The following is a 14,117-nucleotide window of genomic DNA, read 5'->3' as shown; positions in this document are numbered from 1 at the left end:
ATTTTGATATCTGGGTAGCTGCCCATGCCGGCCAGTTCGGCCTTCACGAAAAGCATAAGCCGGGAGACCCGTACCGTCCGGAATCGTTTATGGATACGGAAGGGTACCTCAGTGAGCTTGGTGCACTTGAAAAGGAATATCTCGAAAAAAAGTCAGAAGATCCTGCTAATGGGCGTAACCGGTAAAGAAACTGACGGCCATAATGGCTAAGACAATCGAAGAAATGATGACATAGGTATAGTCTTTCTCCTTGAGATAACCGATCAGCGCAAAAATAATCCTCATCAGCGGGGTGAAGATCAGCAGCAGGATTCCCAGCTGGATGATGGCCATGCCTTCCCCCTTGCAGAGCGTATCCCAGAAATGGCTCCAGACCTTTTCCGAAGAGCCGCCCATATCGAGCATCTTGTATTTTTTCGGCATTTTAAAACCCTCGGTGAAAAGCTTGATGAAGCCGACCAGTGATGTGGCTACCGAAAGAATAACGCCCAGTCGTAAAAGGTTTCCTACAGAACGGTTGAGGTCTGTATCTGTAAAATTTTTTCTCATGAGAAGTTGCTTCTTATGCCGTTATACATCATATACACCGAAAGGATGGTAATGACGATCGCAAAAAAGGTTTTGAGCTTTTTCGTTTTCGAAACCATCAGGGTCTTGGAACCGATAAAGCTTCCCACGACAACGCCTACCAGAACCGGTGCCACAATGACCGGGATGATTTCCCCTCTCTGGAAATAGATCAGTGAACTTGCCACGGCCGTTACGCCGATCATAAAGTTACTGGTGGTAGTGGACACCTTGAACGGAAGTCGCATCATATTGTCCATAGCCAGCACTTTTAAAGCGCCGGAGCCGATTCCCAGCAATCCGGACATGGCTCCCGCAAACATCATCATGAAAAATCCCGGAACGGTGTTTCTTGCGGAATAGCTTTTTAAGACGCCTTTGTCAGGAAAAGTACCGTATAGTTTCAATTTTTCTTCAAGGCTTCCCTTGATGACAGGTTCCTGATGGTCAGGCTTGCCTTTTAAATTCAGAATAACGGTCAGAAGAAGGATGCTGGCAAAAATAATCCCGATGGTATTCGGATTCAGCATTCCGGAAACCAAAGCCCCGACGATGGCCCCCGCCGTAGTGGCAATTTCCAGGAACATCCCGATTCTCATATTGGTAAACCCTTCTTTTACAAAAGCAACAGCCGCCCCGGAGGAAGTCCCGATTACAGAAATGAGGGAAGCGCCGATTGCATAATGCATGGGAACACCGAAGCCCAGCGTCAATAAAGGAATAATGATAACGCCTCCTCCTAAACCGGTCAGTGAACCCAGAAGTCCTGCCGAAATTGCTCCAAGGAAGAGAATGATGATTTCTGACATGCTACAAATATAAAACTATTGTAACAGTCTGCCAAACGTTTAAAAAAGATAAATTTGACGTATTTTTGCATAAACAAAATTGAGTATGAAACTATTTTATGTCATTCTGGGAGCCACACCGCCCGGTAGGAATATTGAGCAGCACGATGTGTTTTTCGGGATTGCCGAAAGCCTGAAAGATCTGGTGGAAGAGATGAAAGCATTCTGGAAGGAAGCCAAAGGAAAAATCCATATCGATTGCTATCAGGAAGTGAAATTTGTAGACGGTTATGAAGTGAAGATCGTGGAAAGGGGAGAGGCCACTTCCGAGGAACAGCTGTATTTCATCAATCTCGGAGGATATAAGAAAGGGTTCTTTGAAGAATTCCATGAACAGCACCTGGTGGTAGGCAATGCCATGAGCGATGCCGTAAAAAGAGCAAAAGCCACGGACTTTTATAAAACCATGGGTTTTAAAGGTGCTACCAGCCATATCGATGAAAAGCTCGGCGTGGATATCGACGATATTTTCCCGGTAAAGGAAATCCTGCCTTCCGATATGAAAAAGAAATATGCCATCTCCCTGGTAAAATCGGACGCTGAAAACCAGGAGAACTTTGTAAGCCTGGGCTACCTGAGAATAGAAAAGCTTCAGTAGTCAGACCGGATGCAGAATAAAAAGCATTCATCTGTTTATGTGGCTTTGACAGGATCAGCACGGATGCTTCGTTATTATCCAAGCAAAGCGCATGCGCTTTGCTGAGCAGAACGCCTTTGCGAATGAAATTATACAGGATATGTTAAACAGATCTTTGCGCACTCTGCGTTGATCATCCGTAAAGGATATCCAGGCCAAAAGCTATTGCAACCCTTATTAAATTAAATCTAACAGAAATAAACAAGTAAAAATGAAAATTGGAATTTTAGGAGGCGGACAGCTCGGAAGAATGCTGATCCAGGAAGCATTGAAATACGACGATGAATTCTATACTCTTGATCCTGCTTCTGATGCACCCTGCCACAATATTTCCCATTTTACCCAAGGCAGCTTCAACGATTATGAAACTGTTCTTGCCTTCGGTAAAGACAAAGATGTAGTGACCATTGAAATCGAACATGTGAATGCCGATGCATTGGCAGAACTGGAAAACCAGGGCATAAAAGTGGTGCCGAATTCCAATATCATCAAAACCATCCAGCAGAAAATCCTTCAGAAACAGTTTTATGAAGCCCATGGCATCCCGAGTCCGGAATTTGAAGTGATGGACGGAAGCTCCGATGAGATCAAAATGCCGTTGCCCTTTGTTCAGAAAATGAATACGGGCGGATACGACGGAAAAGGCGTGCAGGTCATCCGCACCGCTCAGGACATGAAAAACCTGTGGCTGGAAGATTCTGTCATTGAAAAGCTGGTGGATATAGACAAAGAGCTTTCCGTTATCGTGGCCAGAAACGGGAACGGCGAAACCCGCACCTTCCCCGTAACCGAGATGGTGGCTGATCCGAAGCTGAACCTGCTGGATTTCAACATCTGTCCGGTTTTGCTGACGGAGGAAATTGAAGCGCAGATTGATGCCATCACCGGGAAATTCCTGAATGCCATTCAGTCACCGGGACTTTTTGCGATTGAGCTGTTCCTGGATAAAGAAGGGAAAGTCTGGGTAAACGAAACGGCACCGAGGCTGCATAACTCCGGGCACCAGAGCCAGGAAGGAAATGCCAATTCCCAGTTTGAGCAGATGTACCGTGTGGTGAAAAACCTGCCGCTGGCAGATACGGATGCCATTATCTACAGCGGGATGCTGAATCTGGTAGGCGCAGAAGGCCACTCCGGAAAAGTAATCTACGAAGGAATGGATGAAGTATTGAAACTGCCGGAAACCTATATCCACCTGTACGGAAAAACGGAGACCAAACCGGGAAGAAAAATGGGCCATATCAATGTCCTGGCAGAATCCAGGGAAGAACTGATGGAAAAGCTGGTGATGGTAAAAGGAATGGTGAAGGTAACAGCAGAACGTTAACATTAACAGAGCTAAAAGCTCTGTTAATGTTTAAGCCGCTATTTAAAAATCTTTTTAATTACATTCCCGATTTCCATAAAATCATCATGGTTTCCTACGGATCTTTTTTCAGGATGATCTTCGGATTCTGAATAGGGAAAGATCAGGAGGTAGTTTTTATCGGCCAGGCTCCTGTTCAGCAATTCAGGGATCAGGCGCATTCTCGGAATATAGGAGGCCATGCCCCGTTTTGCCATAAAGAGAATCAGGGCTTCATCTTCTTTCAGTTGCGCGGCGGTCTGTTCACCGTCTTTCCAGGCATTCATGATGATGAACTCCGCTTCAATATTGGCCTTTTTAGTAATTTTTTGAAGGATGTCCAGTAATTTCTCCGAGGCATAAAATACCATAACGGCTCCGGAATTCCGGGCGATGTTCCATACTCTCAGCAGGGCATGGAAAAAACCGGGTTCCTGATGGGCATTTTCAGGGATCATCACGGCATAGCGTTTTACCGTAGACAATGGCTGGGCAGCATGGTACACCAGTACATTCACATCATCGTTCTGAAGATAACCATTATAAAGATTATAAACAAAAGAAGGGGAAAAACCTTTGTCGTCATTAACGGCAATGATCAGATCAGTAATGTTCTGTTCCTTGATGACATTATTGACTCCATTGATGACGTCATTGTCATATCTCTTCAGAGGCTGGATCTGCACGTCCGCCGCCGCCGCCGTATCCGTGGCCTGGTGCAGCAGCTTTTCCGCATTTTTTACTGAAGATTCATTCTTGTCTTCATTGATGATGTTCAGGGCAAATATATGATCCGTATTCGAGTGGGCCTTGATCAGGATGCCCAGGTTAACGGTCCGTTCCACGGTAGTTTCATAATTAACGGCCAGGAGGATATTCTCTTCCTCATGCGAAGTGCCGGATACCGTATTTTCATTATCCTGCTCTGCAATTTTCTGGGCACTTGCCATCGAAACAAAAGATGAGATGGTGCACGAAATCAGGATCAAGAGGATGCTTCCGTTGAGGACATGCTCATTCAGCAGCCTGATAGGCTCGCCGGTTTCGGTTTCGGAAAGGATGATGTTGTATCCCACCATTACGGAAGCAAGGGTAGCGGCTGCCGAAGCGGAACTCAGCCCGAAAATGAGTTTCCCTTCTTCTTTGGAAAGCCTGAAGGTCTTCTGGGTAGCTACTGCGGAAATATATTTTCCGCCGATGGAGGCAATCAGCATGATACCGGCGACTTCCAGCGTTTCCCAGCTTTTAAAAAAGGCCTTGAAATCAATCAGCATCCCGACGCTGATCAGGAAAAAGGGAATAAATATCGCATTTCCAACAAATTCCACCCGGTTCATCAGGGAAGACGTATGCGGGATCAGCCTGTTGAGGGCCAGCCCGGCAAAGAAAGCGCCGATGATGGCTTCCACACCGGCCAGTTCCGCCAGCAGCGCAGCCAGATAAATCATCACCAGCACAAAGATATACTGGGAGATTTTATCATCCACTTTCTTGAAGAACCAGCGGCCGATCAGCGGGAAAAGAAAGAGCACAATCAGTCCGAATATGATGAACGAAACGGAAAGCTTCACCCAGAATTCCGTTCCTACATCGCCCTGTGACATTCCCACAATGACAGCCAGGACCAAAAGGGCCAGAATATCCGTGATCATCGTACCTCCCACGGTAATATTCACCGCCGGGTTCTTGGCAATCCCCAGTTTGCTTACCAAAGGATAGGCAATAAGGGTATGTGATGAAAACAGGCTGGCGAAAAGCACCGAAGTAAGGACGGAAAAACCTAAAAGATAGTAGGCTCCCAGATAGCCCAGAATAAACGGAACAATGAAGGTATAGATGCCGAACGTAAGGCTTTTCCACTTATTTCTCTTGAAATCCCCCATATCGATTTCCAGCCCTGCCAGGAACATGATGTAGAGGAGGCCGGTGGTGCCGGTAACCACAATGCTGCTGTCGCGTGCCAGAACGTTGAATCCGTTCGGCCCGATCACGGCACCGGCGATGATGAGGCCCAGCAGATGCGGGACCTTTATTTTGTTGAGAAGGAGAGGGGCTGCCAGAATGATAATCAGAACCAGCAGGAATTTCAGGACCGGGTCTTCGATGGGAAGACTCAGGTTATGGATACTCAGTAAGTGCATAGGTGTTTATTTTGTGGAACGTACCAATTCTACCGAAAACTTGGCCATGCAGCTGTTGTCTACCGCAATGGATCTCGTTCCTCTGATTTTGTTCGGGCTGATGTCATTCAGCAGGATATTCATTTCCACCTGTTTTTTAGCCGTGGAATCGGTTTTAAAGTTCAGCCGGGCTTCGTTGTTTTCAAATTTCCCGGAATAAATCCTTACCAGGTTATTGTTGTTGATAATTTTGGTAATCAGCTGGGTGGAATCACTGTCGAACTCCCAGGTGTCGGTACGCTGGTCGCCCACCACATAGTCACTGCAGTTGGATTCGGTACAGATTACCTTACCCGTCCAGCTTCCGGCAATGGAAGCGGGCCATTTCATAACGGTTACCGAATCTTTTTTTGCGAAGATACTGTCACGCATTTTCAGGAGTGCCTGGTATTCGGATTCTTTCTGGGCAAATGTTTTCTCCTTTTCCAGCAGTTGCTGTTCCCTTTCAGTAAGGTTATCTTCCTTCTTTTTATCATCACAGCTGATGAAGAGAAGACCGGCAGTAAGGATAACAAAAATTGTGTTTTTCAGCATATATGTAATTTTGGTTCAAACAAGATAAGAAAAAACAGGGACATATTAAAATCAGGATTCAGCCTTACGGGAATGCGGTGCAGAAGTAAACGGTACCTGACCTGACCGGAAAAGCAGTAAATACAACAGGTATCCTGAAATTCCAGATGAAAAAACAGGGCTTTAGAATTCTGATAATCAGATCGTATACATTCATTTTCCAGCATCCCGGGACGGGAGTTGAGGATATTTGACTTCAGGCTGGTGCTGTTTGTAAAACAATTTCAGGGATACCCAACAACTCCTGTTGCAGAAAAAAATAAACAGGAACTCAGAAATTTCAAAAATTACCCATCATCCATTACTCATCATCCATTACTCATCAACTATCACTCATCACCCATTAGCCATCTGCCACTTACTTTTCTCACCCGATCCTCTGCCTTTTGAACATTCCCCTGTTGTAATTAATCACAAACACGCCCAAGATGATCAGGCAGGCAGCAATGATAAATTTAGAGGTGATTTCTTCATTCAGGATCAGCCAGCTCAGGAAAATGGAAATAATGGTGTTGACGTAAGCCAGGATGGAAACCTGGACCGGGGAAATCTTGGTAAGGGCATAATGATAGGCAAAAAAGGCTGCTACGGAACCGAAAACGGCAAGATAAATCATGGCGGACAGGCTTTTCAGGCTCCAGTTTTCAAAATTATAGTTTTCCGTAAAGAGAAGCGCAAAGATCAGCTGCACGATGCCGGCAAAGGCAAACTGGTAAAAAAGATTCAATGAAATGTTTTTGCTCTGGATATTCATTTTTTTGGTAAAAATAGTCCCTGAAGCCCATCCGGCAATAGCTATGAAAAGCATGAATACGCCGACAGCGTATTCGGGATTTTCAAGATCGTCAATGCCGTCCCAGAAAATGAACAGGATTCCGCCGAAACACATCAGGACACCTGCCAGTGCTTTGAAGCTGAATTTCTGCAGTCCGAGTGCCACGCTCCCCAGGAAAACAACAATCGGTGAGCAGGCGCTGATGAGAGAGGTCAGGCTGCTGGTAACCGATTCCTCTGCCAGCGTGGTCATTCCGTTGGCCACAATCAGCATGAGCGAAGAAAAAATGAGCTGGTAGCCCAGGTTTTTCCATCCGATCCACTGAAACTGTTTCCGGTACAGCAGGATACAAAGCATGATAACCGCAGCCAGAAACTGACGGATGCCTGCGACAAACCATGCCGGGATGCTTTCCACGGCGATCCGTATGGAGAGGAAGGTGGTGCCCCAGACAATGGCAACGGTAAGAACAGCGAGGGTAAGTTTAAGATCTTTCAAAACGGTAGAGTTAATTCGGCAAAAATAGGTAGTTCAAAAGGAATTCAGCGATGGATTTCCCTGATTTTACAGGGGGAACAGAACAACTTCTGCGCCTTTTTGCACGGAAGCCTATTAATTTTTATCTTTGGGCATCTAAATACAACTAACGCATGGTAGGAATTATCATGGGAAGTCAGAGCGACTTGCCGATTATGGAGCAGGCCGCCGGTTTCCTGAAATCACTGGACATTTCTTATGAACTCACAGTCGTTTCGGCACACCGGACGCCGGAAAGGATGTTCGAATATGCAAAAACGGCAAAAGAAAGGGGACTGAAAGTAATCATCGCCGGAGCTGGAGGCGCCGCCCACCTTCCGGGAATGGTGGCCAGCTGTACTACCTTACCGGTGATCGGGGTTCCTATCCTGTCCAGCAATTCCATTGACGGCTGGGATTCCGTATTATCCATCCTTCAGATGCCCGGTGGAATTCCGGTGGCTACCGTTGCATTGAACGGTGCGCTGAATGCCGGTATCCTGGCTGCTAAAGTGATCGGGAGCGCCGATGAAAAAGTGGCCGGAAACCTTCAGAAATACCAGGAATCCCTTAAAGAAAAGGTATTGGGTACGGTAGATGACATCAAAGAAAAGCATCCGAATTATTTTGACTGATAATATAAGGATATAAATATCTGCGGCTTACGAATTTCGTAAGCCGCAGATATTTAACGTTTAATGAATTTATGGTTCCGTACTTTGTTTCCGGAGAACAGCTGAAGAAAGTAGTTTCCTGAAGCCAGGTTCCGGATGTCGATTTTTCCTTCGTTAAGGCTGCCTTTCAGGATAAGCCTCCCGGAAGTGTCATAGAGCATAAAGCTTTTCACCTCCGCATTTCTCACCGTAATGAAATCTGAAGCGGGATTCGGATAAATGCCGGTTTCATCATCAGTATTTAGATCGGCAGTGGCCAGGAAGGATTCGCACTGTCCATTATAGGTGTCCCCGGAGATCGTCCAGTTTTTATTGTTGATCAGCTGGTTCCTTGCCGCTACCGCAGCCGGATGGGAATAGACCATCGGAGCAGCATTTCCCAGATGAATATTGCCCGGCGTTGACGGATTCTGGCTCCAGCCGAGCAACGTACTGTCGTAATTCTGGCAGTTTAATCCTGATTGGGCAAACATCCCGAAAGCAGAATAAAGACTGCCCAGGTTCCAGTTGCCCAGGCTTTGGTTAAATCGGGTGGCACCGCTGAACATATTTTCCATACTGTTGACCTGGGAGGTATTCCAGTTTCTGAGATCCTGATCAAAAGCCGTGGCATCACTGAACATGCTGTTCATGTATTGAGCTTGTGACGTATTCCAGTTACCGATATCCTGATTAAAAGCTTTTGCCTGGCTAAACATGTTTTGCATTTGAATCACCTTAGCCGTATTCCAGTTCCCGATAGGCTGATTAAAATGTTCCGCATTGTAAAACATTCCCTGCATGGTAATAACTTTAGAAGTATCCCAGCCGCTGATATCCTGGTTGAAAGCTTTGGCACTGGTAAACATATTGTTCATCTCAATTACTTTGGAAGTATTCCAGTTTCCTATAGGCTGGTTGAATTTCCAGGCATGGGAAAACATGAATTCACAATCAAGATTATTGGAAAGGTCCCAGTTGCCGATGGGCTGATTAAATTCGCGTGCATTATTAAACATGGCAGTCATGGTTTCTACATTTGACGTATTCCAGGCAGCAAGCGGCTGATTAAAATTTCTGGCCATTGAAAAAACGGCACCCATGCTCACCACGTTGGAGGTGTCCCAATTTTCCAGCGGCTGGTTAAAAACGAAGCATCCTGAAAACATAGCGGTCAGTAAGGTGATCGATGAGATATTCCAATTGTTGATGCTGGAGTTTCCTGCCATTGTTTCGCAGCCGGCAAACATGAAAGAGAGATCGGTAACGTCCGAAAGCTGCGGAAGGTCAGTTGCCGTGATATCCAAAAATTTGCATCCGCTGAAAGCATGAAACATGGTATGCCATTTGGTCTGCCCCCATTGTTGCACTGAAAGAATCTTATGTACGTCGCCGATGATACCGTTTCCGTTGGGGAAGAGAGCAGGGTCCCTGAATCTGATCCTGTAAAAAGTACCGTTCCCGTTACTGATTTTCACTCTGTACGTTGCATTGGCCGGCGTTGGGTTTAGCGGGGTTCCGAAATCAATCAGAATCTGATAGGCTGAAGTGGTTCCGGACAGAAGTCCTGAGTGGGCAGGATATCCTATCTCTTCCCAGGAGATCGTATAATTGCTTCCTTCTGTGGGGAGCCATATCTGGGTGGCTGTTGAATTGACGGGAATTCCCTGATAGGACTGAGTCTGTATATTGGAAGGTTTCCAGATGGTAATGAATTCATTCTGGGCTTTTGCAATATGATGAAAAAAAATCATCAGAACAGCGGTTAAGAGTTTTTTGTACATGGTTTAAAAATTTGTGATTACGGAATAAAGGGTTTCAGGAACCGTTTCCTGACACTGAAAGAAAAGCCTGATCTGATCAGCAAAAGATCCGGGATATTAATTTTTAACGCTTAATGAATTTATGGTTCTTTACTTTGTTTCCGGAGAACAGCTGAAGGAAGTAATTTCCTGAAGCCAGGTTCCGGATATCGATTTTTCCTTCGTTCAGGCTGCCTTTCAGGAGAAGCCTCCCGGAAGTGTCATAGAGCATAAAGCTTTTCACCTCCGCATTTCTCACTGTAATGAAATCTGAAGCGGGATTCGGATAGATGCCGGTTTCATCATCAGTATTCAGATCGGCAGTGGCCAGGAAGGATTCACACTGTCCATTATAGGTGTCCCCGGAAATCGTCCAGTTTTTATTGTTGATCAGCTGGTTCCTTGCCGCTACCGCTGCCGGATGGGAATAGACCATCGGAGAGGAGGCGGAAAGGTAGATGGCATCAGGTGTTGCCGGATTCTGGCTCCAGCCCAGTAGCGTACTGTCATAGTTCTGGCAGTTCAATCCTGAATTGGTCAGCATACTGAGTGCCGAGATCAGGCTGCTGAGGTTCCAGTTACCCAGGCTTTGGTTAAATTTGGTAGCTCCGTTGAACATATTGTCCATGGCTTTTACCTGGGCCGTATTCCAGCCACTGAGATCCTGATCAAAGGAAGAGGCACCATTGAACATTCCATTCATGTAAAGAACAGAAGAGGTGTTCCAGCTTCCTATGTTCTGGTTAAAGGCTTTGGCATTGCTGAACATATCACTCATATAGTAGACCTTGGAGGTGTCCCAGTTCCTGATATTTTGGTTAAAAACCAAAGCATTCTGAAACATTCCGTTCATAAATACGACTTCCGAAGTATTCCATTGGCTGATGTCCTGGTTGAATACTTTTGCATCGGTAAACATGTTGTTCATCTCGATAACTTTCGATGTATTCCAGTTGCCGATATCCTGATTGAAGGATAAAGCATTGTAAAACATAAATTCCATGTCCAGCACATTGGATGTATTCCAATTTCCGATCGGCTGGTTAAATGATTTTGCATTATTAAACATTGCCGTCATTATCGTTACTTTCGAAGTATCCCAATTGCTGATGTCCTGATTGAAACTATTGGCAAAAAGAAACATAACCCCCATGACGGTTACATTACTGGTATTCCAGTTTCCGATAGGTTGGTTAAACAGGTTACACGCCGTGAAAAGTCCGGCAAAATCAGTTATGTGGGACGTATCCCAGTCATTAATCGTGGGGTTCCCGATCAATTTGTTGCAATTATTGAACATATAAGACATATCAGTCATTAAAGAGAGATTCGGAAGATCGGTTGCTCTTAGATCCAGGTTTTTACAGCCGCTGAATGCACTTTTCATAGAAGACCACTTGGTGCTTCCCCATTGGTTGATTTCAATGATTTTGGAATCATCACCCATCTTACCGGTGCCAATAGGAGGAAAGTCCGGATCAAAAAAAAGGATTCTATGAAAATTTCCGCTTCCGCTTCTCACTTTCACGGTATAGGTAGCTTCGGCAGGGTTTGGATTCAGCGGTGTCCCGAAATCAAGCAACACATAATAAACGCTGCTTACATTATCCAAGGTGGCATGGTGAGTCGGATAGCCTACTTCTTCCCATTCTATGGAATAGCCCGTACCCTGAAACGGGGCCCAGGCCTGGGTGGAAGAGGAAGGAAAAGGAGGCTGTAATGGAATCGGGGTCTGAACATTTGCCGGTTTCCAGGTAGTGATAAATTCGCCCTGGGCATTGATCATCTGCCCGAACAAAATAAAAAGGCATACGGTTATTAGTTTTTTACACATATCGATATTTTGTGAATTAATGTGTAAATTAATGAATTATTAAGTAATAATGGAATTTTTTATGTTAAAATGAAAAAAGTATGGTATAATCAATTGTTCTTATGGAAACAGATAAAAAAACTCTCCGGATAGGAGAGTGATTTTTTATTCCTGGTTCATCATATTGTCGCGGGTATTTTTCTGAACGGAAATTGCTCCGAATAAGGCCAGCAGGAAAGCAAATCCGTAGAATCCTTTTTCACTCGGAAGGATGGTCGCATTCCAGAGCCCAATAGCGAGTAAAACGATGGATGAAAGGGTGGCAAACCAGCAGATCCCATAATAAATGTCAGTAACCTTAATATTTTCCAGCCGGTCACGCACGGCTTTCTGAAGGGAAACCACCGCAAAAAGGCCGTACAGCAGGATGGTGAAATAATAGCCTTTCTCGTTCAGCTGCATTTCCGCACGGGCAAGGCCTACGATAAATCCGATCATCCCGGCCGCCAGTGCTACCCAGGAAGCCGCAACGAATGCTCCGGATACATTTTGTTTTTTCATGTCTATTGTTTGTTAAGGCATCAAATATATTAATTTTATCATATCAATGCCAATAACTCATATCACGGAATTTTATTGTATCTTCTGTGGAGATTTGTTAATGGTCAATCTGCTGCGCTGGTCAATGGTCAATTTAAGTTCAGCCTAAAAATTCACCAGCGGAGCGAAATTCACCGTTGGCTTCTTGTCAATGGTCAATCCGCTTCGCTGGTGAATGGTCAATTAAATTCGCCCGGAAAATTTACTTGTAAGGCAAAATTAACTCGCAGAGCGAAGTCGGGGGGGGGAACTGTGCATCGGCAACAGGCCGCTCCTACGGAGCTCGTCAGATACTGTGATCTGATGCTATTAACACAAGGCTCCTCCGGAGCTATTACCTTTTTCGCATTTAGGTAAATGTGTTATCATGCTATTGCATGATTTTGGGTTTTCTGCCTCTCAATAAAAGATCTGTAAAATCACCAGCGGAACAAAATTCACCTTTCGCTTCTTGTCAATGGTCAATCCGTTTCGCTGGTGAATGGTCAATTTAAATTCGGCCGGAAAATTCACTTGCAAAGCAAAATTGACTCGCAAAGCGAAATTGACCATTCACTTTTTGTCAATGGTCAATTTCTGCGGGTCAATGGTCAATTTAAGTTCAGCCTAAAAATTCACTTGCGAAGCAAAATTGACTCGCAAAGCGAAATTGACCATTCACTTTTCGTCAATAGTCAATTCCTGCGGGTCAATATGAATTTTACGTCATCCTGAAAAATTCACTTGCGAAGCAAAATCGACCCGCAAAGCGAAATTCACCGTTCACTATTCACATTTCGTTGTGGAGAGAAGCCAAAAAAAACTCCCCAATTAATGGAGAGTCTGTATTTTTGCCATAAGCCATAAGCCATAAGCCATAAGCCATAAGCCATAAGCCATAAGCCATAAGCCATAAGCCAGCTTAGTATCTGTAATATTCAGGCTTGAACGGTCCTTCCACATTTACCCCGATATAATCGGCCTGCTGCTGGGAAAGGGTTTCCAGTTCTACACTCAGTTTCTTCAGGTGAAGAGCGGCTACTTTTTCGTCAAGATGCTTTGGCAGCATATAGACTTCGTTTCCGTAAGCTTCGGAATTGTTCCAGAGTTCGATCTGGGCCAGAGTCTGGTTAGAGAAAGAGTTGGACATTACGAATGACGGGTGACCTGTTGCACATCCAAGATTTACCAGACGGCCTTCTGCCAGGATGATCACTTCTTTTCCTTCGATGGTATAAATATCCACCTGAGGCTTTACTTCTGATTTTGTGGATCCGTAGTTTTCGTTCAGCCAGGCCATATCGATTTCGTTATCGAAGTGACCGATGTTACAAACGATGGCTTTGTCTTTCATTTTAAGGAAATGTTCGCCTCTTACGATGTTGAAGTTTCCGGTAGTGGTGATGATGATGTCTGCATTGTCAACCACGGTATCCAGTCTTTTCACTTCATAACCGTCCATTGCGGCCTGAAGAGCGCAGATCGGGTCAATTTCCGTAACGGTAACGATGGATCCGGCTCCTCTGAAAGAAGCGGCTGTTCCTTTACCTACGTCTCCATATCCGCAAACCACGACTCTTTTTCCGGCAAGCATCACATCTGTGGCTCTTCTCACGGCATCCACGGCAGATTCCTTACATCCGTATTTATTGTCAAACTTGGATTTGGTCACCGAATCATTTACGTTGATTGCCGGCATTACCAGGGTTCCGTTCTTCATTCTTTCATACAGACGGTGAACGCCGGTCGTGGTTTCTTCGGAAAGTCCTTTGATATCTTTGGTCAGTTCAGGATATCTGTCAAAAACCATATTGGTTAAATCTCCGCCG

12 protein-coding genes and 1 pseudogene are annotated in these 14,117 nt (G+C 45.1%); 4 read left to right on the top strand and 9 right to left on the bottom strand.

All coding sequences use genetic code 11. The features are described from left to right. Positions 1 to 185: pseudogene (locus QZ735_RS18250) on the top strand (hypothetical protein); the annotation flags it as partial. On the opposite strand, the gene QZ735_RS18245 reads toward QZ735_RS18250, so the two are convergent. Next, positions 166 to 549: a DUF1634 domain-containing protein gene (locus QZ735_RS18245; protein WP_294251618.1), complete on the bottom strand. Its 384-nt coding sequence runs from the start codon at positions 547 to 549 to the stop codon at positions 166 to 168. The pseudogene QZ735_RS18250 and the gene QZ735_RS18245 sit on opposite strands and share 20 nt — an antisense overlap. Beyond that, positions 546 to 1,376: a sulfite exporter TauE/SafE family protein gene (locus QZ735_RS18240; RefSeq protein WP_294251616.1), complete on the bottom strand. Its 831-nt coding sequence runs from the start codon at positions 1,374 to 1,376 to the stop codon at positions 546 to 548. Before QZ735_RS18240 ends, QZ735_RS18245 begins: the two co-directional genes overlap by 4 nt. An 85-nt stretch (positions 1,377 to 1,461) precedes the next feature. Here QZ735_RS18240 and QZ735_RS18235 point away from each other — a divergent pair, with 85 nt between their 5' ends. Continuing rightward, positions 1,462 to 2,013 carry a DUF1543 domain-containing protein gene (locus QZ735_RS18235; protein WP_294251614.1) on the top strand — a complete coding sequence of 184 codons (552 nt, stop codon included), beginning with the start codon at positions 1,462 to 1,464 and terminating at the stop codon, positions 2,011 to 2,013. A 250-nt stretch (positions 2,014 to 2,263) separates the two neighbouring features. Further along, positions 2,264 to 3,379 (top strand): 5-(carboxyamino)imidazole ribonucleotide synthase, encoded by a 1,116-nt coding sequence (locus QZ735_RS18230; RefSeq protein WP_294251612.1) that lies wholly within the window; start codon positions 2,264 to 2,266, stop codon positions 3,377 to 3,379. A 38-nt stretch (positions 3,380 to 3,417) separates the two neighbouring features. Here QZ735_RS18230 and QZ735_RS18225 read toward each other — a convergent pair whose 3' ends face one another. The 3 genes from QZ735_RS18225 to QZ735_RS18215 all read right to left on the bottom strand — a co-directional run bounded on the left by QZ735_RS18225 (position 3,418) and on the right by QZ735_RS18215 (position 7,423). Further along, complete coding sequence (locus tag QZ735_RS18225; RefSeq protein ID WP_294251611.1) at positions 3,418 to 5,538, bottom strand: cation:proton antiporter; 2,121 nt, start codon at positions 5,536 to 5,538, stop codon at positions 3,418 to 3,420. Between the two features lie 6 nt (positions 5,539 to 5,544). After that, entirely contained in the window at positions 5,545 to 6,111 is a 567-nt protein-coding gene (locus QZ735_RS18220; RefSeq protein WP_294251610.1) for a hypothetical protein, read from the bottom strand. 406 nt (positions 6,112 to 6,517) lie between these two features. Continuing rightward, positions 6,518 to 7,423, bottom strand: a complete 906-nt coding sequence (locus tag QZ735_RS18215) for an EamA family transporter (RefSeq protein ID WP_294251607.1) — start codon at positions 7,421 to 7,423, stop codon at positions 6,518 to 6,520. A gap of 152 nt (positions 7,424 to 7,575) precedes the next feature. On the opposite strand from QZ735_RS18215, the gene purE reads away from it, so the two are divergent. Beyond that, positions 7,576 to 8,076: a 5-(carboxyamino)imidazole ribonucleotide mutase gene (gene purE, locus QZ735_RS18210; RefSeq protein ID WP_294251602.1), complete on the top strand. Its 501-nt coding sequence runs from the start codon at positions 7,576 to 7,578 to the stop codon at positions 8,074 to 8,076. 53 nt (positions 8,077 to 8,129) lie between these two features. Here the strand turns inward: purE and QZ735_RS18205 are convergent, their stop codons facing one another. From QZ735_RS18205 to QZ735_RS18190, 4 genes are all read right to left on the bottom strand, one after another. Then, positions 8,130 to 9,878 (bottom strand): BspA family leucine-rich repeat surface protein, encoded by a 1,749-nt coding sequence (locus QZ735_RS18205; protein WP_294251600.1) that lies wholly within the window; start codon positions 9,876 to 9,878, stop codon positions 8,130 to 8,132. A 103-nt stretch (positions 9,879 to 9,981) separates the two neighbouring features. Continuing rightward, the gene (locus QZ735_RS18200) at positions 9,982 to 11,730 is read right to left on the bottom strand and encodes a BspA family leucine-rich repeat surface protein (protein WP_294251597.1); all 1,749 of its coding nucleotides are present in this window, start codon (positions 11,728 to 11,730) and stop codon (positions 9,982 to 9,984) included. A 144-nt stretch (positions 11,731 to 11,874) separates the two neighbouring features. Continuing rightward, entirely contained in the window at positions 11,875 to 12,270 is a 396-nt protein-coding gene (gene yiaA, locus QZ735_RS18195) for an inner membrane protein YiaA (RefSeq protein ID WP_294251595.1), read from the bottom strand. Positions 12,271 to 13,210: 940 nt separating this feature from the next. Beyond that, positions 13,211 to 14,117 (bottom strand): adenosylhomocysteinase (locus QZ735_RS18190; protein WP_294251593.1); only part of this gene is annotated, 907 nt, incomplete at its 5' end.

The sequence above is a fragment of the uncultured Chryseobacterium sp. genome, assembly GCF_913776365.1.
Taxonomy (GTDB): domain Bacteria; phylum Bacteroidota; class Bacteroidia; order Flavobacteriales; family Weeksellaceae; genus Chryseobacterium.
The sequence above is the reverse complement of the archived record's forward strand: the minus strand, read 5'-3'. Positions and strand labels throughout refer to the sequence as shown.